Source organism: Streptomyces sp. ADI96-02, from assembly GCF_003846185.1.
In the GTDB taxonomy this organism is placed as follows: Bacteria; Actinomycetota; Actinomycetes; order Streptomycetales; family Streptomycetaceae; genus Streptomyces.
In genome coordinates this window covers 6,168,788-6,187,507 of sequence record NZ_ML123034.1, presented here as the reverse complement: position 1 = coordinate 6,187,507, position 18,720 = coordinate 6,168,788, and the positions used below count along the sequence as shown (strand labels likewise).

Below are 18,720 nucleotides of genomic sequence, written 5' to 3'. Positions count from 1 at the left end.
TGAGTCAGGCGGAGGGAAGTCCGGGGTGGTGGCTGGGCTACGACTCCACCGATCAGGTGTGGAAGTACATCCGCAGCGAGGCCCGGCCTGACGACTTCACGTACGGCTGGATGCCCCAGGAGGAAGCCCGGGCGGCATTCGAGGCTGCATCGATGGAGACCGTGGTGAACGCCGCCGAACCGGGCGATGAGTTGGTGCGTCAACTGGAGGAGTCGCTGGCACTCGCCCTTCGCGGCGTCTTCGAGGAGTATCCCGAGTTCGCGGGGGTGTCGGCCGAACAGTTGACGGAAGCGCTCCACGAGCTCGCCTTGTAAAGCGCGAGCGGTCACGATCAGCCGGTCACGGTTCGAAGCAGTCGCGTCATCCTTCGCTGCGGGCTTGCCGTCAGCACGCCCACAGGTGGGCAGACCGGCCCGCCTTCATGCGCTTCGGCAAGGGCTTCGTCGCTGCGGCCGGCCGAACGGACCTGACATGGTTCTCGTTCGACACAGGCAACGAAAGGCCCTGGGGGCGGTTCTCCCGCCCGGGTCATAGCTGTCTACCGAGTCGTCAATGTGGCTCCATCAGCCCGGAACCTGCGGCCAACCGCGTCCTGTTGCCAGAGGAGTCCGCAAGAGCGATGCCGCTCGCACGGGCACGGGTCGGGCCGGCGAAGGCAGGCGGCACCGCGATCGTGCCGATCTCGACGAACACCTCAGGCGTGGCAGGCAGCGTGCGAGCGGATTCGATCAGGGGGCGCGAGGACGGACGATGGCCCGGGATCCTCTCCAGGAAACCGCCGTAGACAGCGACTTCGCCGGCGTGCGGCCGTCGCAGGTGCACCCCTTCACCGTGGTCGAGAGCGGTGGCGAGGATGCTGAGCGTCGCCTGGTCTGAACACCCAAGCCGCTCCCGACGATCCCTCCGGGAAGCCTCGGGAGGCGAACTACCCGGAGGTGAAGACCGTTTCGACGCGACAACCGCAGGGACCAACAAGACGGTATCGCCGACCAGTCCGATACGAACACAGATGCTGCCCGAAAGTGAATCACCTTCTTCGCCTTGACCGATCCACCCTCAAGGGCAGCGGCCCCGCCCCGGCAGTCGCATGGGAATCACCAATTTCTCAAGGACTATCCATGGGTGATTGAACAGCAAATCATCATGTACCGGGCACCAACCGGTTGCCATGTGCGCCATGCACACCCATCGCCCTTCGCCTCATCGAAAGGAAGCACAATCGATGCCGCCTCAAGGCAAAGAAAATGCCGACGCAGAACTCACTCCGGAACAGTTCGCAGAATTCAAGAAGGCCCTGAAGGAGTCAGGGGCCGCCGAGATCGCGGCTACGATAACACACATAACCCCGGAACAGCTCGCCGGCGCAATGTCCAGAATACTCGCCGAAGCCAGAGATATCGCCGCTTCTCAGCCTGCAGCAGGGATCGAAAACACCCCGGAAGATCACGACAATAAGAGAGACACCTCGCAGGGAATTGAGGAAGAATTGGCAGAAATCGTATTCCAGGTAATCGCCGAAGAACATCCAGATTATTTCACCGATGTATACATGGATGACGAGGATCTTGCTGAGGAAGATCTGACAGAGGCCATCTCCATCGCCATCGAAAAAACCCTGGCAACGTAAAAACACCCGCCCGCCAACAGCTCCTCAGGTACTGCCTGAAGCAATCAAAACCCCTCATCACTCCGGCAGACTTGCCCAAGAAATCGGAGAAAAAAATGCCGAAACTCGCCGACACCCTCCCTGACAGTAATCCATGGAAAACCACCCTCATCCGTTACAGAGAAACCCAGACACCACAGACACCGCCGATCGACCCCGCCAAAATTTCCAAATTGGTGATCCGCCTCCGCCGCAAGGCAAAGACGGCAGCGCAAAACGTGGCAGATCACAGACAGGTGAGGCCCGTGGAGATCACAGGAGAGGGGGCTCCGACGAACAAGATTTTCTTCATGGCACACGGCTGGCACAAGCCCGGTGAACCCGACGTCCTGTTGCCCCACGACTGGGAGGAGCGTATTAGATTCTACGCACATGCGGACGTTACAATGGACATTCCGTCCATGCTCACCATAGCGCATCTACGTAGCCTAGGGGACGAGACTCCCTTGCCGCCCGGGAACAAGCGCGTTCCAAACTATTACTACGCGAGGATGGAGCGCAATTTCGTCGAGGATCTCAAAATCCTCGTGGACGCCCCAGGATTTGATGGAAAGGATGCGATCCAAGCTCCGGGCTTGAATCTAGCTGACAGCATGAGATTGTGCGGAATGAACAGCCCCGGATGCGAGGAAGGTGTTCATGAGTGCTCCGGCGTGCTCGGCATTTTCAAGAATCTTCCGATCGACATAATGTCTTGCAGAGTCGAGTCGTCGGAAGGACATGAACCACAGTTTGAAATCGGGAAAGTCCTTGAAGGACTATCCATAGATGGAATCATCGGAGATAAAATAAGAACGCTACTCCGCCAGGACCGGAGGACTGGCAACCTCTACGATGGTAAATTTATTGAGTGGCTGCACTCGATGCCGCCTAGAAGTCAAGTCCTCGCAAAGGCCAGTAGTACCGTAGCCACTCTCATCTATTGGGGTAGCGCACGCGAGATATCCAATGATTTCGCAGACGAAATCGCCCTGGGCCGCTTCGTGGGGGACATGAAGGAAAGTCACGAAATTCGGTATAACAGCTTGTGGGATGATTCGTACAAACGCTGGGTTATCACCCCCATGGTTGAGGATGCATCATGGCGGAGGGCCCTTCTTTTGACGGCCGTATTCTACCGAGACCCTGATGGCTTTGAAGGTGGGTGGCCGACCGAATCGTCGCATCAGGAAGTCGTGGACAGACTCAGGAAAGACCCCAAGATCGCTGCCTGGATCGACAGCCGGCCCGGGCCTTCGGGCACCTGAACTCCCACCGACGCACCCGCACGGAGCCGGGCACCTGCCGCGGGTGGTCAACCGCGGTCCCACCCGGCTCCACGGCACCCCGCACGCCTCCGCGTGCGCGGACGTCACCCGGCGTATGAAGCGATCAGCGCTTCGGGCGCGGAGCCAGAAGTCGCACGGGAGCGAGGGAGGCGCGCTCAATGCGCGCGAATTTCTTGATCATCTCCGGCCGTCGACCGGTCGCCCCTCATTGCCTTGGGCCGCGTTCCCTTCGGCCTACCCGTGGCTCCAGGCGCTGGGGACGAGTGCCGGGAGGCCGTGGGCGATCTCGTGTTCCCCTGACCCTGCGGCCGCCGGTCGGAGGCCCCGGAGAGGTTCGCGGCCTCCGGTACTACGCCGGGGGTGAGTCTGAAGTCGCGCTGTGGAGCCGTCGTGCCGCTTTGAGGAGTTGTGAGCTGCCGCGTTGTTCGGAGAGGGTGCTCACCGCCGGTACCGGAGGGAGGCCGGGTGCTGACTCGGCTTGTTCGGCGGCCAGGAAGAGGAGGTCCGCCCCCGGCTCGTGGCCTGGTGCCCGGGTGTGGCAGTACGTCGGGGAGTGCCTGTGCCAGTACTGAGTACACAGTGATCGGGGCGCCTCCCTGCGCGACGTACCGCAAGGTCTCCGTGACGCGCTTGAGTTTGAGGGCGTCGAGGTCGATCAGGTCTGCGATGTCCCGGGCCAGTCGGGCGGGATCCAGTTCGCAGCGGCCGACGAGGGTGAGGAGGGCGTCGGCGGTGGCGGCCCGTTCGATCACCGAGGAGGCTCCGCTGCCGTAGGCGAGTGCCAGGTGCACGGCCGGTCCGGCTTCTCCGTCGGTGTCGGCCAGGGCCGGCAGGTGGACGGCGGCACTCCGGTCGTCGTGTTCCGCGCCCAGGGCCATCGCCGTCAGGGTGCGGGCGGCGACCAGTTCCCGGTGGTGGGGTACGACGGCCAGCCACAGCGGGAACATCCAGCGCCAGGGTATGGAGTCCGCCCATCCGCAGTTGCAGTGGTCCTGCCATGCCTCGCGCGCGGGCCGCCGACGGCGCGGAACAGGGCGGAGAACTCGGCCAGCCGGTCCGTGGCGTCGGTGACGGCGAGGCGGATGAAGGCCGGTTCCCGGTCTCGGGCCCCGTAGGTGCCCAGCGGTTTACCCGCCCACGGTGGAGGGCCCGGGTAGTAGTTCAGCCCGGAAGGATTCGCTTGCTGCCATTGCCAGTCGGCCTCGTCGCGCGCGGCCAGGTTCCAGCCCTTCGGGTACGCGGCGGCGGCCTCCGGGTCGTCCGGACGTTCGAACGGGAGCACGGTGGTCCGTTCGCAGCCGGGGGCCGGAAAACCTCCGCCCGACAGCCAGCGCGCCAGTCGGCGCCCCTCGGGTGTGCCGAGTTCCTCCGCCGCGGCAGGCGGGAACCCGGGGTCGGGCCTGAGGCGGAACAACGCCTGCTCGAAGTCCGCTTGTCCGGGCCGCACTTCCGACCGCCGGTACTCGGCCAGTCGTTCCAGCAGGACGCGTGGATCCAGCGAACCCGTCGTATGGGTGGGGGTGGCCAGCAGGAACGGCGGGCAGGTGCCGTCGAGGATCCGGCCCGCCGCCTCGTCCACGCGCGCGGCCAGTACGGCGTCGAACACCTGGTGCCCGCACGATCGGGAGTAGACATACGGTGCGGCGTCGTCGTGGGTGGGGCCGGACACCGCCATGGCCACCAGCCAGATCCGGGTGAGATAGCTCGGCGTACGGGCAGGGATCCGGCGTTCGAAAGTTCGCAGCACGGGCTCCAGTGCCTCGGCGAGCGCTTCCCGATCCCGGTGTGCCAGGCGCACCAGTCCGTCCAGGACCCGTTCGAAGGGGATGAGCTGCCCCACGCGGTCGGCCAGGACGGCCCCGAGTTCCGCGGCGACCTCCTCCACGCCGCTCACCGGGGGCGGGAAGGCGGGAGTCGGCGCAGGCTGCGGCAACGCGTCCGTTCGCGGGGCGTCGGGCTGTGCTTCGACGGCGGGGCCGCCGGCAAGGTCGTCCATCTGGCGCCGTAGATCCGGAGGGAGGTGTACGGCCGCGGCGCGAAGGTCGTCCAGCGTCCCCTGCTCCAGCTTGTCCGCCATTTTCCCGGCCAGCTTGGCCGCCTTCTCCTGGACGCTGCGGGTGGGGTGGGAGAAGGCGGCTCCCAGCAGCGGTGCCAGTGCGCCGAGGCGTGCGGGGGAACGGCGCGTCTCACGCTGCAGGAAGGTCAGCGCCTGCGAAGCCATCACCCCTTCGGGGCGGGCGAGCAGGCTCAGGATGCACTCCTCCACCTGCTGGTCCGTCAGGCGCTCCAGGTCGGCGAGCCTGCGCAGCCTCCCGAGCGCGTCCTTCGCCGCGGCGGTTCCGGCCGCGGAGCCGACCAGTCCCACCAGTGTGTCCGCCGCGGCGGTCTGCTCGTCCAGGGTCGGATCCAGTGCGGTGAGCAGCGCGAGGTATCCGGGCGTCACGGTGCGGGGTTCGGACCGCAAGGGTCCTTGCAGCGCGGCTCGCAGGAGGCGGCTCCGGTCGACATGGCCGTCCCGGGCCAGGAGCGCCAGGGCCGCGATTCCGGTGCCCTCACGTGTGGTGACGTTGTGGGCCAGGCCGCGGCCCAGGCCCTCCGCGTCCGGCAGACGCGGCAGCGCGAAGGGAGCGAAGGGAGAGGCGCGCAACGCGTCGGCGGCGGCCTCCGGGGTGTCCTCCCGGCCGCTGGTGATCAGGAACCAGTCGACGGCACCCTCGTCGTCGATGTCGTACGGCATACCTGTCTTCTCCAGGAGGGCGTTGACCGGGAGCAGATAGTTCCGGAGTGGTCTGAGGGCATGCGCCAACGCGTTCAGGCCGTCGGGCGGCCAATCGGCGAACACGTCGAGGAAAGCGTCCCCGAACCTGGCCTCGTGGGGAAGCCACCACGCGCCGCCAAGGACGCTGACGCCGGGAATCGTTGAGCTCTCCCTCCCGGAGCAGGCCGGGTATGCGCGCGAACTCGCCCGCCTTCACCGCGACGATCACGGCGGAGTTCCGTCGCGCGTCCGTGGCCGCGGCCTCGGTCATCTTCCTGCCTTCCTGTTTCGTCACCGGTCTCCCGGGCGGACGAGCCGGCGGACGCGGTTCGCAACGAAGGGACGACGGATACCGCGAGAACGGCTATCAGAACCCCGGGCCCCGTCTCGCGCTCCCGCGCGAGCCAGAACGCGCCAGCCAGAACGCGTGAGCCAGAACGTCAGACCGGCCGCAGCCGTGTCCGCGCCGGCCGCGAGCTGGTGGACATGGTCGTTGCCGCCGGCTTCCGCCAGGTCGCGTCCGCCACGATCACCACACGGCACACAGGGTCATCGGCGCGCATCGCCGCAAGCGGGACCAGCGGACGCATACCGCGCGCAGCAGCCGCATCGTCGGTTCGTGTCACGAGGTCAGGGCCCCGTCCCCGCCGGCCGCCGCACCACCGGGGCCGGTCCTTCCCCGCCGGCCGCCGCACCACCGGGGCCGGTCCTTCCCCACACCCGCGCCCGGCCGGAAACCCTCCACAGCCACCCATCGCCTCTGGGCGGACCAGACGATCGCACGGCCCGACGCAACAGCCCGGATACGAACAGGTGACATGCAACGTGATGTTCGCTTTCGCGAACAGGCTGCGGAACGCGGCACAGTTGCCGCCTGCCTCTGGAAGGCGTCCCCGAACGCTCCGTGGTGAGCCGCTTGACTGCGGGCTGGTGAAATCTGACGGTGGGCGGCACCCACAGACCCTCTGCCGCCGGACGAAGGCCCCCACCACGATTCTGGACGCTCGGCCGTGATCACCGAGCACGGGACTCCCGGCTCAACTCGTTCCGGAACGGCCGGTTACGGGGAGCACGGTGTCCATGGCGTGGTGGAGGAGTTCGAGGAGGTCCCGCTTGCCGTCGGATTCGGTCCAGGCGTCGAAGGCCACTTCCAGGCAGGCGAAGGCCGCTGCGGTCAGGGCATGGGCGCGGGTGTCGTCGGCCTCGTCGCCGGCCAGAGCGAGCCGACGCGTGACTTCAGAGGCAAACAAAGGACGCCAATCGCGCTGCTTTTCGAGGTTGCGGGCGTGAATCTGCGGGTTGCCGCAGACGATGGCGACGACCGGCAGGCCGTCCCGAGGTATTCCGGCGGCAGTGAGCGCGTCCTCGATGGCGCGTGCGAACGCCTCCCAGGCGGATTCGGCGTCGGGGCGCGCGCACAGAGAGTCCAGGACCTGCGGACCGAAGCGTTCGCCATGGAACAGTACGACGTCTTCTTTGGTCGGGAAGTACCGGAAGAACGTCGTCCGTGAAAGGCCGGCGTCGGCGGCAATCTGCTCGACCGTCACCTGATCGAACCCCCGCTCCAGGAACAGGCGCATCGCGACCGCGCTGATCTCCTCCCGGACCAGCTGCCGCTTGCGATCGGCGATGGTCGGCTGTGCGGCCGGGATTCGGGGAGATGCGGTCATCGACTTGTCGCGCATGTGACACACAGTACGCCATCCCTCCACTGGTACTCAGTACCATTAACGTGTTAGCGTCTCTAATATGGGATTCACGCTCATGCCGTGGCGGGGCGTCTGTTACGGCGAGATCGGAGAGGAGAGCACGACATGAGCACCATCTGTTCCACCACCGGTTCCTCTCTATACGTCACGCGCCCCTGGCCGCGCGTTCACCGCAATGGGGCGTGGAAACGCGGTGCCGTCACCCCGCGCGAGACCGAGCCCCTCGGCGGCTTACGGGACGCTCCAGGCGACGCGGACCTCCTCGCCGGCCTTGGAGGTCACTGACACGGCAGCAGCGGTCGCAGCGTACGCACGGGGGCAGGACCCGCGATCGTCGAACCGGTGTGTCCGCGCGGACGCCGGCTCCACTGCTCGCGATTTTCGTCCGCGACCGGCCTTCGACGGCTGACGCGCGGCGTCAGGGGTGCTTCCGCTCAAACGACGGCGACCGGGTGGTCCTGCGTCTGCCGGTCGAAGGGACGCACACGGGCTCTTCCCTCGGCATCCCGACACCCTCCGCGCATCCCGACACCCTCCACAAGGCATGCTGCGGCGCCTACGTCGCCGAGCCCTTCTCACCTTGTCGGGTTCGACGCCGATCGGTTCTCACCGCATCCATACAACCGAAGCATCCGTCTCCTGGCTCCACCCAAGAGGGTCCGGACGGCGGTCCACGGAAAAGGAAGTCCTATGACCACAGTCCAGGCGGTTCACTACACCCGGTACGGCGATCTGGGCGAGGTTCGGATCGGGTCCCTGCCCGCACCCTCCGCGTCGCCCGGGCGGGTCCTGGTGGATGTGCGAGCGGTGTCGGTGAACCCGGTCGACGTCAAAACGGTCGCTGGCGAACTGGCCCCGTACGGGGAATCGGAGTTTCCGGCCCTCGTCGGCGCGGACTTCGCCGGGGTGGTGAAGCAGGCCGATCCGGGGGCCTCGTTCTCAGTGGGTGACGAGGTGTTCGGCTCGCTGCCGCCCTTCGTGGGATCCTTCGCCGAGACGATAAGCGCCGATCCGGCGACACTCGCCGCGAAACCCACTGTGCTCTCCTGGGCCGAAGCCGCGAGCATCCCCACCGCGGGCGTCACCGCGTTGACAGCACTCGCCACGATCGACGTCAAGGCCGGCGACGTGGTGATCGTTAACGGTGTCAGCGGTGGCGTCGGCGCCTTCGCCGCTGCCTTGCTGATCCAGCGCGGTGCCGTCGTGATCGGCACACTGTCGCCGTCCAAGATCACAGGTGCCGCCGGGTTCACCGAGGTCGGACACGGACCCGGCGTCTCGGACCGGGTACGCGAAGCCCTTCAGGGCCTCCCCGCCGCGGCGCTCGTCGACACCCATGGCGGCACCGAGGTCGGCGGCCTTGTCACCTTGCTCGCCGATCGCACCAACGCGGTCTCGGTCGCCCACGGCCTCGTCGGCGACGCGGCGGGAGGGACGAACCACACCACCGCGCCCAGCTCCGCCGCCTTGGCGGAACTGGCCGCACTGGCCGCCGCCGGCGCGATCAGGGTCCCCCTGAGCGAGACGCGACCCATCCGGGAGGTGAAGGCGGCTTACGAGGACCTGCTCGCCGGGCGGGTTCGCGGCAAGTTGGTGCTCGACGCCCGCGCCTGGTGACGCCCGGGCTTGCCGATCCCGATCACGGAACTCGGCAAGCCGGTCCGGGGGCTGGACGGGGCGGGCGACGGGGCGGACCTGCGCGGTGCCGGCGGGGGTCGCGCAGACCCTGGACCTGAGCCGGCCCGTCGCCCTGGTGATCTCCAATGTGCTCGGGCACATCGTCCGACTGGGACGACGCCCTACCCGGCCGCCTCCGTCCCTCTGTCGCACACGGCGTGCCGAAGCGCGCGTCTTCGTCAGGAGAGGGTCTGCGGTTTGCGCGGCGGCGGGACAGCGCGGAGCAGCTCCCACAGGGGGCGTGAGCCGGACGCCCACAGGGCGAGGGTGCGGCGGTCGACGATGTGGAGCCGCTGTTGCTCGGCGAAGGTGACGGCCGGGTTGGTGACGCGGCCGTTCGTCACGATCACCGCGACGTCCGCCCCGTGGACCTGGCGGGCGGTGCCGTTGAGGACCTGGAGGTCCGGCGTGCCGACGGCGGAGCCGGCGAGGCCGGCGGCGCGGTGCTTGCATTGAAGTACCCAGCGGCGCCCGTAAGGATCGGTGGCCGTGACGTCGGCCCCGTTGTCGCCCGCTCCCCCGACCTGGATCGCGTCCGCGCAGCCGTCGCGGACCATCAGATCGCGCACCGCGTACTCGAACTGGCGGTGGTGCAGCCGGTCCAGCTGCTCCACCGGGTAACGCAGCGCCCGCAGTTCCTCCTGCCGCCCGCGGATCCGCGCGGCACGGTAGCGGCACCACAGGACGCCCCCGGCAGCCGCGGCGGCCAGGACCACGAGCACGATCCACGGGTTCGCGGCGACCCAGGCCAGCAGCCTCCCCGCCACCCACAAGGCGACGGCGACGAGCACCACGGCCTGGATGACGCGCTCCTGCTGTCTGCCGCGGGGGCGGGCACGGAAAGCGGTTCGGCGGCGCGGTGCGGGGCGGCGCGACGGACGACGCGCGGAACGGCGGACGGGGTGGCGGCGCGGCGGGCGGCGGCGGGTGGGCATCGAGGGCGCTCCAGTTGTCAGCGGCCGGATTCGGAGATGCTGGAGGCGAGCCGGCCAAGGAGGCTGAGGATCCCCTCGCCCACCGGGGTGGGAGCGATGACCACGCCCAGGGCGAGCACGATGACGGCGGTCAGCCTCTGGTCGTACCGACTGCGGGCCTGCCCGCGGTAGCGCAGCCGGAAGAGGAGGATGACGGCCGGCAGTAGCCCCGGATTAATCGTCAGCATCCCGTCCCAGCCCCCGGTTCAGACCTCGCCCGCCACCGCCCGGCCGGTACGCCGGCGGGCCTCACAGCCCCCTTGTGTATCCCGAATCCCCAGGCCACGCCCTCCAGTTACCGGATCATGACGTGAAGTGACCTGTTGGCCGGATCGGGTCGAGGTGAAGGGCCGGCGGCCGGTTCGGCAGGAAGCCGCTGAGGGGCCCGAACCAGCGGCGCGAGCCCGCCGGGGACCGGCCGACCGGTACCGGACAGCGAAGGGCGACCGTCGGCCGGCGGAGGTCGCGCGGACGGGCCGACCGGCGATGATCACGTGATGACGACACCTCAGCCCACCCGCTCCAGCTCCGATCCCCTGCCGGTCATCGGGTGTGAGTCGTTGGCGTAAAGGGAATTCCCGGTGAGATGGAACCCTGCCCCGAACCGCGACAGTGACCGTGGAGGAGGAACGCGCCTTCTGGGTCCGGGCCGTCGTCGAAGTCTCCGCCACACCGGCATGCGGGTCGAAGAGGCCGTGGAGTTGGCCCACCGCAGCTCGTCGCCCACCGACTGCCGACCACCGGCGAGATCGTCCCCATGCTCCAGGTCGCTCCGTCCAAGCTCGACCAGGAGGGGCTGCCGCTGGTCTCCCCAGAACTCGGCGAGCCCTGACCGCGATCATCCAGCGTGTCCGGCCCGGCCGGCAGGCTACGCCGCTCGTCTCCGCCCATGTCGCCCTCGAACGGATCTGGAGTGCACCGATGCCGTTCCTCTTCCAGCGCCGTTACGGATCGGAAGACCGTGCCATCCCGCGCGAACACGTCTGCATCTGCCTCGATGACGCCCTGGCGGCAAGCGGTTGACGGGCCCCGACAGCGAGCCGTTGCGCCGCACCCCGCTCGACTTCCGGCGAATCTTCGTTTCCGCGGCCCTACGCTCCGGCCTGCCCGCGCACATTGCCGCCCGCATCCGCGGTCACCAGGCGGTCGACACCACGATCGGGTACGCCTCCATCTACCCGGAGGACGTCATCAACCACCATCGGGCCTTCATCGCCCGCAGCAGGTCGTTGCGGTCCGCCGCGAGTACGAAGAGCCCACCGCGCAGGAGTGGCGGGACTTCCTGGCCCACTTCGAGCTGCGGAAGGTTGCGTTGGGCGTCTGCGCACGTGACTTCGACGCCCTGTGCGTCCACGAGTACGCCCGCATCCGCTGCTTCGTCCTGCGATCCGCCCCCGTGCGGACGCCCCGACCGGAGGAGATCCACGTCAACCTGCTCGACCGGCTCCGGGAGGCCGAAGAACAGGAGGCTCGGCGAGGTCGCGGCGATCCAGGCCGGCTTCGCCGCCGTCGAGCAGCAAGCTTGCCGCCATGCATGACCTCGCGGCCCGGCACACGACCGTCCACCTCGGGATGCCGGACCTCCGCCCCAGCGCCGGCTGGTTTACCGAGCACCCTGACGGCCGCTGACGCTGTCCGACGGCGGCCTTCGCGCCTGGCCGCCCAATGGCCTCAGGCGCGAGGTGGCAGGATCTCGGTGATCTCGGTGATCTCGGTGATTTCGGCGATGCCTGCGGCGGGTTGGACCTCGTGCATGGTGATCACGTCGCCGGGCTTCAGATGATTCCACTGCTGGGGCCGCAGGGGAGCCAGGCGGACGCCGGCTGTCTCTGCCGGGCCGAGTTTCGGTGCGGACTCCACCCAAAGCCGCGCGAGCCGCCTGGCTCCCTGGCCTTCGCGCTATGCTCCCGCCCATGTCGAACATGAGCATGTCATTCAGGAAGGCTCTCGGCTCTGTCCCACGGTTCGCGCCGCGCCCAGCCGGGACCGCGGGCTCACGGAGAACCGGACGGTTCTCCGTCGTTTTCCTCCTTCTGCTGAGTCTCTTGGGAACACCGGCCCTGGCGAGCGCCGCACCGCCCCCCGTATCCGCCACCGCCGTCGCTGCCGCCCCTGCCGCTGGTGCCGCTGTGGCGCAGGCGCGAGCCCGCTGGGGCGACCGGCGACTCGACGAGGTCTCCTTTCTCGGCACTCACAATGCCTTCACCAACTACGAGGACTCTCGCTGGAGTTCGGTCGCCCAGTCCGAGTCCATACGCCACCAGCTCGACAACGGGGTGCGCTCCCTGAGCCTGGACACCCACTGGTACGAGCGCAGCAGGTTTCTCTGCGCGATCAGCCTCGGCAGCGACTGCTACCCGAGCGACGTCTACCTCTGCCACGGCGAGTGCAAGACTTTCGCCGGGGTCACCTACGCTCTGCCTCGGCAGTCCTTCCAGAGCAGCATGCAGACCGTGGTGGACTTCCTCGCGGAGAATCCGCAGGAGGTGGTGACGATCTTCCTGGAGGACTACGTCAGCGCCCAGCAGTTGGGGAACTCGCTCGGCCGGGTACGCGGTCTCGACCAACTCCTCTTCCGCCCCGACGCGTGGAACGTGCGCCAGCAGGGGTGGCCAAAGATGACCAACCTCGTCGAGTCCGGGAAGCGCCTGCTGATCTTCAGCGACGAGCCCGACCGTGAGGACCTGGGCGTCATGTACGACAAAGCCTGGACCGTCAGCAACTTCTGGAGCCTCGGCGACCTCGGCAACGACGTCTCCTGCGTCAGCCGGTGGTCCGACGTGCCGCTGGACCGTCAGGAACCGGGATTCCGCCGGCTCTTCACCATGAGCCACCAGCGCAACGTGCCCACCGTCATCAACGCCGCCCTCGACAACGGGACCAAGCTCCGGGACCGCATCAACCAACAGTGCCGCCCGGCGGCAGGCGGACGCGACCCGAACTTCGTCTCGGTCGACTTCCACAAGGTGTCCGACGGCAGCGGCCACTCCCCGGCCTCGATCGTCGCCGAGCTCAACGCGCGGGACTGAGACCCTCCGACAATCCCTCCTCCTTGCGGCGTCGCCGGCCACCTGCCGAGATCGCCGGAGATCCCGCCCGACCGCTTCCGCTCGACGACGCCCCCGCTTCGGATATCCGCCCGAAGCGGGGGAACCGGCGGGCCGCCCGTCCCCGTGGTCGCCGCGGCCCTCGGCGTCGGCTGACCGCCGACGGCTACGACGGTCGCGGCCTTGCATCCGTGCCACCGCGAACCGCATCCCGGACGAGTCGGCACCCGGTCCGGCCAGGTGGGTCAGCACCAGCGACTGGCGCTTCGGAGTCCTGGTTGCCCCGGTACCCGGACCGGGCGCAGCGCCGGTCGTGATCGGCCGCGCACAGCACTGGCCAACGGTCCAGTTCCTCAGCCGAGAGGCGTCCAAGCATCCGGACGCCCTCCCCAAGCTGATCCGCGACCGATATCACCGCTCGCCTGCGAGGTCCATATCGCCCCTGCTCGTCTCAGCCACGCCCTCCGCGCCCCGCGGACGCCGCCACGGGTGCGCGATCGGCCGGGACGCCTCGCGCCACCACGGCTCGGTCGGCAGTGTCGCCGCCGGCTCGAACGGCTCGCCGGGACGAGGCAGCGCCACCGCCTGGCCTGCCTCCTCGGCCTCATACCTCGTCCACTCGCCCGGCTCCGCCCACGCGTGCGGAGCGAGGTTGAACGTCCCCCAGTGGATCGGCAGCAGCACGCCGTGCGGCTTCCCGCCCTGGAGGTCGAGGTGGGCGCGCATGCCCTCGGCCGGTGTCATATGGATGTCCGGCCAGTACTCCGAGTAGGCGCCGATCTGAATCATGGTGGCGTCGAAGGGGCCGTGCTCGGTGCCGATGTCCCGGAAGCCCGGGAAGTAGCCGGTGTCGCCGCTGTGGTAGATCCGGTGCTCCGGGCCCGTCACGGCCCAGGACGCCCACAGGGTGTGCTGCTGGTTACGGAGGCCACGGCCGCAGAAGTGGCGGGCCGGAGTGGCGGTGAGGCTGATCCCGGCGACCCGCGCGGTCTCGTTCCAGTCGAGCTCGTGCATCCGGTCGGGGCTCACGCCCCAGCGCTCCAGGTGGGCGCCGACGCCGAGCGGCACGGCGAAGACGGTGTCCGTGCCGGCCAGGGCGCGGATCGTCGGCATGTCCAGGTGGTCGTAGTGGTCGTGGGAGATCACCACCACGTCGACGGGTCCGAGCGCGGCCAGCGGCAGCGGCACGGGGTGCAGGCGCTTGGGGCCGGCGAAGGGGAACGGGGAACAGCGCTCACCCCAGACCGGGTCGAACAGGACGCGGCGGCCGTCGATCTCGGCGAGGACACTGGAATGCCCCATCCAGGTCAGCCGCAGCCCGGAGGCGGGCGGGGCGGCCAGGTCGGCCAGGGTCGTGCCGTGCACCGGCACGGTGCCCTTCGGTGCCCGGCGGGCGCGCTGCTCCTTGTGGAAGTAGACCTTGGCGAACTCCAGCGTGGACCCGGAGGGCCTGGTGCGGGCGCCTACCGGGTTCTGGAACACCCCGTCCTCGAAGTTCGGCGAGCGGCGGATGCGCTCCATCCGGGCTCCGGCGGGATCGGCGCCGAAAGACTCGGAACGCATCGAACGCAGTTTCGTACGGAGGGAAAGCAGGTGGTCGGCGCCGGTCACAGCATCTCCTGGGGGAGTCGGTGTCGTTTCATTATGGTCGGGCTGTACGACATCGCGAGAAGAGGGCGGTGAACGGGGCATCGATCCCCGGGGCCGCGACGGCGTCCGGCCACGGCTCTGGGGGTGTCGGGGGCCCGGACCGGGCGGCTCAAGGGTGCGCGTCAGCCACGCGGCTGTCCGTAGACGTGTTCGATACGGAGCGTGAGCACGACCCTGCGGTCCCGCACCATGGTCCGCCGGTAGTCGTCCCAGTCGGGGTGCTCGCCCGCGACCTCGCGGTACAGAGCGATCAGCGCGTCCACCGTGGCGTCGTCCGGTTCCGCCGCGGGCGGGGTCAGCTCGGCGGTGCCCTCGGCGACGGTCCAGGCCCAGCGGTCGGCGCTGGTGACGTGGTAACTGGCGCGGGGATCGCGCCGCAGGTTGCGCGTCTTGGCCCGGTCCTCGGTGATCGACACCCGGATCACGTGTTCGTCCGGGTCGTAGGCGTGGGTGACATTGGACAGCTGTGGCCGGCCGTCCTTCTTCAGGGTGACCAGTACTCCACCGTCGTGCTCGCCGATGAGGCGCAGCAGCGCTTCCTGTGCCGGTGCGAAAGACGTCATGCAGGATCCAACGTTCCCGTTCACCGGAGGATTCCGCTCCGCCCGGCACGGGGCCGCCCGCCCTCCCGGCGGCCGGGCTGTGCCGGGCCGGTGGCCGCTCCGCGTTCGCGCCCGGACCGGCCCGCACGGCGGGACAGCCCTTAGGGTGACCGGGTGGCAAGAGTGCGGTTGAACGTGGCGGAGCGGCGTGAGGAACTGCTGCGCGCGGCGGTCGAGCAGATCGAGGTGCGGGGCGTCTCCTCCGTCCGGATCGCCGATGTCGCCTCGGCGCTGGGCGTGAGCAATGCTCTGGTGCTGTACCACTTCTCGACGAAGGAGAAGCTCGTCTCCGCCGCCTTCGCGTACGCCGCCGAGGTGGACCTGGCCCATCTGCGCAAGCTGCTGGCCCGCCGCACCACCGCTCTGCGGCGGCTGCGCGCCGCCGTGCGGTGGTACGCCCCGAGCGGGCGGGCCGAGGGATGGCGGCTGTGGATCGAGGGCTGGGCCGCCTCCCTGCGCGAGCCCGCGCTGCGCGAGGTCGCCGGCGCGCTCGACCGGCGGTGGAAGGCGGAGCTGGCCGAGGTCATCGAGGAGGGAGTCGCCGCGGGCGAGTTCGCCTGCGACGACGCCGTGTCGGCGGCCTGGCGGCTGACCGCCCTGCTGGACGGTCTGGCCGTGCAGATGACGTCGTACGCGGGCCCCCTCCCCCGGGCCACGATGCTGCGCTGGGCCGATGAGGCGCTTGCCCGTGAACTGGGCGTCGACCAGACCGCGTTGACCGCCTGACAGCTTGTCGCAACCGGGACCTCAGGTCTGGCGCAGCGGGCTGTAGGCGGCGCCGTCCAGGCCGAACGTCCAGGCGACCCCGTCCTTCGCTGTGCTCGTCGAGGGCGGCACACGGAGCCAGTACGTCCGGTACGTGCCGTCCGGCTCGGCGGTGGAGTTGACGACCTCGACCATCACCACGTCCTCGTCCCCGTCGAGTGCGATGCGCCAGAGGACGCCCGTCTCGTCGCGGTGGACGGGCTCGGCACCCGACTCCGTGAGGTAGCGGTCGTATCCGTAGTACTCCAGCATCACGCGGCGCAGCTCCGCGTTCTCCTCCTCGCGTATGCGGGCCGGGGTGAGAGAGGCCAGCTCGGCCAGGAACTCGGCGGGGACCGGCATGCCGCGCCAGGCGTGGAGCGCGAACCCGTCCGCCCAGGACAGCGCCGGACCGTCGCCGTGGTCGAGGCGGCCCGCCTCGTCGCGGTGCAGGACGGCCGGCCGCTCGCTGATCACCGCCGCGTGCTCGTACGGCCACCACCAGCCGGCGTTGCGCGCCACCTCGCCCAGGCCCGCCAGCCGGTCTCCGCGCCCGTCGAACGCGGCGAGCCAGGCGGCGTCGTGCTGGCCCAGCACCGCGTCCAGGAGGAGCAGGCGGATCGTGCCCTCGTCCTCGGGCCGCGATGCCAGGTCGGCGACCACGCCCGCCCGTATCCGCTCGGCGAGCGCCGCCGTGGTCTCCCACAGCCGCGCCCCCGTGGCGGACCAGAGCGCGGACCAGCCGGCCGGGCCCAACTCGTAGTGCGTACGGCGGCGTTCCTCGGCCCAGGGGCGTGTGCGGACTTCTTCGCGCACCGATCGTCCGGCGTCGGTGAGCTTCTCCACGATCTCGACGGCCGCGCGGGGCGACCCGGCCCAGAGAATCCGCTCCGGCTCGGCGAGGCCAGCGGCGCGGTAGGCGCGCCGAACTCCTTCCTCGGCGGCCGTACGGTCCGCCGCCCCGGTCGCCGCCGCCACGTCCCGCCAGGAATTCACGTGCTGCATCGGTTGTCCCGTCCCCTGTCGTGCTCGGTTCGTTGTTCTGTTCCCGCGACCGCGGCGTGCCGCTCGCGCCGCGGCTCCTGGTCGGTCCGGGCCGCCGGTCCCCCGACAGGCCGCCCGGATGGCTCAGTCCGCGACGATGCGGATCGCGCCGGGCGCGTACTCCCGCTGGCGGACCACCCGGAACCAGCCCTGCGGGAGCGTGATCACCGCGTGCTCCTCGTGGACGACCCGGCCGCCCTCCGGGAGGTGGAGCAGCATCGGTCCGAACGGGCCCGCCTCGCAGATCAGCCGTCCGGGGCCCTGCACCGCGTGGGCGTGTCCGGTGACCTCGCCGAGCGCGAGCACCAGCCGCCCCCGGCCGTCGCGCAGTTCACCCGGCGCCTCCAGGTGGGGAGCGGGCACGGCCGACTCCTCCAGCGCCATGATCAGTACATCGCCCTGCCGGTACACAGACGTCTCCCCTCGGTCGCGGCACCCGCTGTGCCGGCCACGGGAAAGACGCTAAGGGCAGGGTCTGACAACGGGCGTTCGCGGAGCGTGTCCGGCCGCTGCCGAAGGGCCCGGTCGCGGCGTTGTCAGTGCGGCTTGATACACCTTGCGGACATCAGCCGTCCTCAGGATCAGGAGCTCAGAGCCATGTACGGTGCGCAGCATCTGCACGAGTTCGGGGGCCTTTCGGCCGTCGACTTCCAGCACTCGACCGGCGAGGCGTCCCGGCCGGCCGCCGACGCGGTGGCCTGGCGTCTCGCCGTCGACCCGTACGGCGACGACGCGGACCTCAGCTGGGAGCGGTTGTTCGCCGCGTTCCTCGACTCCGTCGACGCCTCGCGGGTGCGCGCTGTGATCGTCGGTCAGTGGGGTGAGGCGTACGAGGAGGACTCCTCGGTCCCGATCTCCCACATCATCGCCGCCGCCGGCCGGCTGACCTCCCTGGAGGCGATATTCGTCGGGGACCTGGAGGCGGAGGAAGCGGAGATCACCTGGATCAAGCAGTCGGACGTCACCGCGCTGCTGGCCGCCTTTCCGCAGCTGACGGAGCTCGGTGTGCGCGGAGGCACCGACCTGTGCTTCCCGCCGACGAAGCACGAGCGGCTGCGGGCGCTGACGATCCAGGCGGGCGGTCTGCCCGTCCAGGTGGTCCGCGGCGTGCTGGACAGCGAGCTGCCGGCCCTGGAGCGGCTGGACCTCTGGCTCGGGGTGTCGGGCTACGGCGGCGACACCGACGTGGCCGATCTCGCGCCGCTGCTCGCGGGTACGCGCTTCCCCCGTCTCGACCACCTGGGCCTGCGCAACAGCGAGGTGCAGAACGAGATCGCCGCCGCGGTGGCGTCGGCGCCGGTCGTCGCCCAGCTGCGGACGCTCGACCTGTCCAACGGGACGCTCGGCGACGAAGGCGCGGCGGCCCTGCTCGAAGGGCAGCCGCTGACCCACCTCGACGTGCTCGACCTCCACCACCACTTCCTCACCGAACCCGTGGAGCAGCGGGTCCGCGCGGCCCTGGAGCCGCACGGCGTGCGGGTGGACCTGTCCGAGCGCAACGAGCCGTGGGGCGAGGGCGGTCCCGAGGGGCGCTACACCGCTGTGTCGGAATGAGGCGCTGAGTGACGCCGGGCGAGGACC

General features: G+C 69.3%; 16 protein-coding genes and 1 pseudogene. 8 read left to right on the top strand and 9 right to left on the bottom strand.

Features of this window, described 5'->3' with window-relative positions; translation table 11 throughout:
- The 3 genes from EES43_RS27075 to EES43_RS27065 all read left to right on the top strand — a co-directional run.
- On the top strand, window positions 1–314 hold a 314-nt coding region (locus EES43_RS27075), incomplete at its 5' end, for a hypothetical protein (RefSeq protein WP_206430131.1).
- An 863-nt stretch (window positions 315–1,177) separates the two neighbouring features.
- On the top strand, window positions 1,178–1,627 hold the full coding sequence (locus EES43_RS27070) for a hypothetical protein (protein ID WP_124271179.1): 450 nt from the start codon (window positions 1,178–1,180) through the stop codon (window positions 1,625–1,627).
- A gap of 71 nt (window positions 1,628–1,698) precedes the next feature.
- Window positions 1,699–2,913 (top strand): hypothetical protein, encoded by a 1,215-nt coding sequence (locus EES43_RS27065; RefSeq protein ID WP_124271178.1) that lies wholly within the window; start codon window positions 1,699–1,701, stop codon window positions 2,911–2,913.
- Between the two features lie 904 nt (window positions 2,914–3,817).
- On the opposite strand, the gene EES43_RS27055 is transcribed toward EES43_RS27065, so the two are convergent.
- Both EES43_RS27055 and EES43_RS27050 read right to left on the bottom strand, forming a co-directional pair.
- Window positions 3,818–5,671 carry a DUF7824 domain-containing protein gene (locus tag EES43_RS27055; RefSeq protein WP_124271177.1) on the bottom strand — a complete coding sequence of 618 codons (1,854 nt, stop codon included), beginning with the start codon at window positions 5,669–5,671 and terminating at the stop codon, window positions 3,818–3,820.
- A 1,058-nt stretch (window positions 5,672–6,729) separates the two neighbouring features.
- A complete protein-coding gene (locus EES43_RS27050) occupies window positions 6,730–7,377 on the bottom strand; it encodes a TetR family transcriptional regulator (RefSeq protein WP_124271176.1) in 648 nt (215 codons plus the stop codon).
- 714 nt (window positions 7,378–8,091) lie between these two features.
- Here EES43_RS27050 and EES43_RS27045 point away from each other — a divergent pair.
- Together EES43_RS27045 and EES43_RS31600 are read left to right on the top strand one after the other, a co-directional pair.
- The gene (locus tag EES43_RS27045; protein ID WP_124271175.1) at window positions 8,092–9,018 is read left to right on the top strand and encodes an NADP-dependent oxidoreductase; all 927 of its coding nucleotides are present in this window, start codon (window positions 8,092–8,094) and stop codon (window positions 9,016–9,018) included.
- A 94-nt stretch (window positions 9,019–9,112) separates the two neighbouring features.
- Window positions 9,113–9,203: pseudogene (locus tag EES43_RS31600) on the top strand (SAM-dependent methyltransferase); the annotation flags it as partial.
- Between the two features lie 54 nt (window positions 9,204–9,257).
- On the opposite strand, the gene EES43_RS27035 reads toward EES43_RS31600, so the two are convergent.
- From EES43_RS27035 to EES43_RS30855, 3 genes are all read right to left on the bottom strand, one after another.
- Window positions 9,258–10,013, bottom strand: coding sequence for a restriction endonuclease (locus EES43_RS27035; protein ID WP_124271174.1), 756 nt, complete (start codon window positions 10,011–10,013; stop codon window positions 9,258–9,260).
- Window positions 10,014–10,030: 17 nt separating this feature from the next.
- Window positions 10,031–10,240, bottom strand: coding sequence for a hypothetical protein (locus tag EES43_RS27030; protein ID WP_124271173.1), 210 nt, complete (start codon window positions 10,238–10,240; stop codon window positions 10,031–10,033).
- A gap of 986 nt (window positions 10,241–11,226) precedes the next feature.
- The gene (locus EES43_RS30855; RefSeq protein WP_164493287.1) at window positions 11,227–11,478 is read right to left on the bottom strand and encodes a hypothetical protein; all 252 of its coding nucleotides are present in this window, start codon (window positions 11,476–11,478) and stop codon (window positions 11,227–11,229) included.
- 703 nt (window positions 11,479–12,181) lie between these two features.
- Here EES43_RS30855 and EES43_RS27015 point away from each other — a divergent pair.
- Window positions 12,182–13,081: a PI-PLC domain-containing protein gene (locus EES43_RS27015; RefSeq protein ID WP_124271172.1), complete on the top strand. Its 900-nt coding sequence runs from the start codon at window positions 12,182–12,184 to the stop codon at window positions 13,079–13,081.
- A 429-nt stretch (window positions 13,082–13,510) separates the two neighbouring features.
- On the opposite strand, the gene EES43_RS27010 is transcribed toward EES43_RS27015, so the two are convergent.
- Together EES43_RS27010 and EES43_RS27005 are read right to left on the bottom strand one after the other, a co-directional pair.
- Window positions 13,511–14,710, bottom strand: a complete 1,200-nt coding sequence (locus EES43_RS27010; protein WP_124271171.1) for an MBL fold metallo-hydrolase — start codon at window positions 14,708–14,710, stop codon at window positions 13,511–13,513.
- A gap of 161 nt (window positions 14,711–14,871) precedes the next feature.
- Window positions 14,872–15,312, bottom strand: coding sequence for a PPOX class F420-dependent oxidoreductase (locus EES43_RS27005; protein ID WP_124271170.1), 441 nt, complete (start codon window positions 15,310–15,312; stop codon window positions 14,872–14,874).
- A gap of 153 nt (window positions 15,313–15,465) precedes the next feature.
- On the opposite strand from EES43_RS27005, the gene EES43_RS27000 reads away from it, so the two are divergent.
- Entirely contained in the window at window positions 15,466–16,077 is a 612-nt protein-coding gene (locus EES43_RS27000) for a TetR/AcrR family transcriptional regulator (protein WP_124271169.1), read from the top strand.
- 21 nt (window positions 16,078–16,098) lie between these two features.
- On the opposite strand, the gene EES43_RS26995 is transcribed toward EES43_RS27000, so the two are convergent.
- Both EES43_RS26995 and EES43_RS26990 read right to left on the bottom strand, forming a co-directional pair.
- The gene (locus EES43_RS26995) at window positions 16,099–17,100 is read right to left on the bottom strand and encodes a DUF6745 domain-containing protein (protein WP_124271168.1); all 1,002 of its coding nucleotides are present in this window, start codon (window positions 17,098–17,100) and stop codon (window positions 16,099–16,101) included.
- A 123-nt stretch (window positions 17,101–17,223) separates the two neighbouring features.
- Window positions 17,224–17,550 (bottom strand): hypothetical protein, encoded by a 327-nt coding sequence (locus EES43_RS26990; protein WP_124271167.1) that lies wholly within the window; start codon window positions 17,548–17,550, stop codon window positions 17,224–17,226.
- 186 nt (window positions 17,551–17,736) lie between these two features.
- On the opposite strand from EES43_RS26990, the gene EES43_RS26985 reads away from it, so the two are divergent.
- A complete protein-coding gene (locus tag EES43_RS26985) occupies window positions 17,737–18,693 on the top strand; it encodes an STM4015 family protein (protein WP_124271166.1) in 957 nt (318 codons plus the stop codon).
- Window positions 18,694–18,720 lie beyond the last annotated feature (27 nt).

Bases quoted from the DNA above. Each gene is read 5' to 3' on its own strand.
- EES43_RS27050 (WP_124271176.1), bottom strand. From the start codon at position 7,377: ATGCGCGACAAGTCGATGACCGCATCTCCCCGAATCCCGGCCGCACAG.
- EES43_RS26985 (WP_124271166.1), top strand. From the start codon at position 17,737: ATGTACGGTGCGCAGCATCTGCACGAGTTCGGGGGCCTTTCGGCCGTC.
- EES43_RS27070 (WP_124271179.1), top strand. From the start codon at position 1,178: ATGCACACCCATCGCCCTTCGCCTCATCGAAAGGAAGCACAATCGATG.
- EES43_RS27030 (WP_124271173.1), bottom strand. From the start codon at position 10,240: ATGCTGACGATTAATCCGGGGCTACTGCCGGCCGTCATCCTCCTCTTC.
- EES43_RS27005 (WP_124271170.1), bottom strand. From the start codon at position 15,312: ATGACGTCTTTCGCACCGGCACAGGAAGCGCTGCTGCGCCTCATCGGC.
- EES43_RS27035 (WP_124271174.1), bottom strand. From the start codon at position 10,013: ATGCCCACCCGCCGCCGCCCGCCGCGCCGCCACCCCGTCCGCCGTTCC.
- EES43_RS26995 (WP_124271168.1), bottom strand. From the start codon at position 17,100: ATGCAGCACGTGAATTCCTGGCGGGACGTGGCGGCGGCGACCGGGGCG.
- EES43_RS27055 (WP_124271177.1), bottom strand. From the start codon at position 5,671: ATGCCGTACGACATCGACGACGAGGGTGCCGTCGACTGGTTCCTGATC.
- EES43_RS27045 (WP_124271175.1), top strand. From the start codon at position 8,092: ATGACCACAGTCCAGGCGGTTCACTACACCCGGTACGGCGATCTGGGC.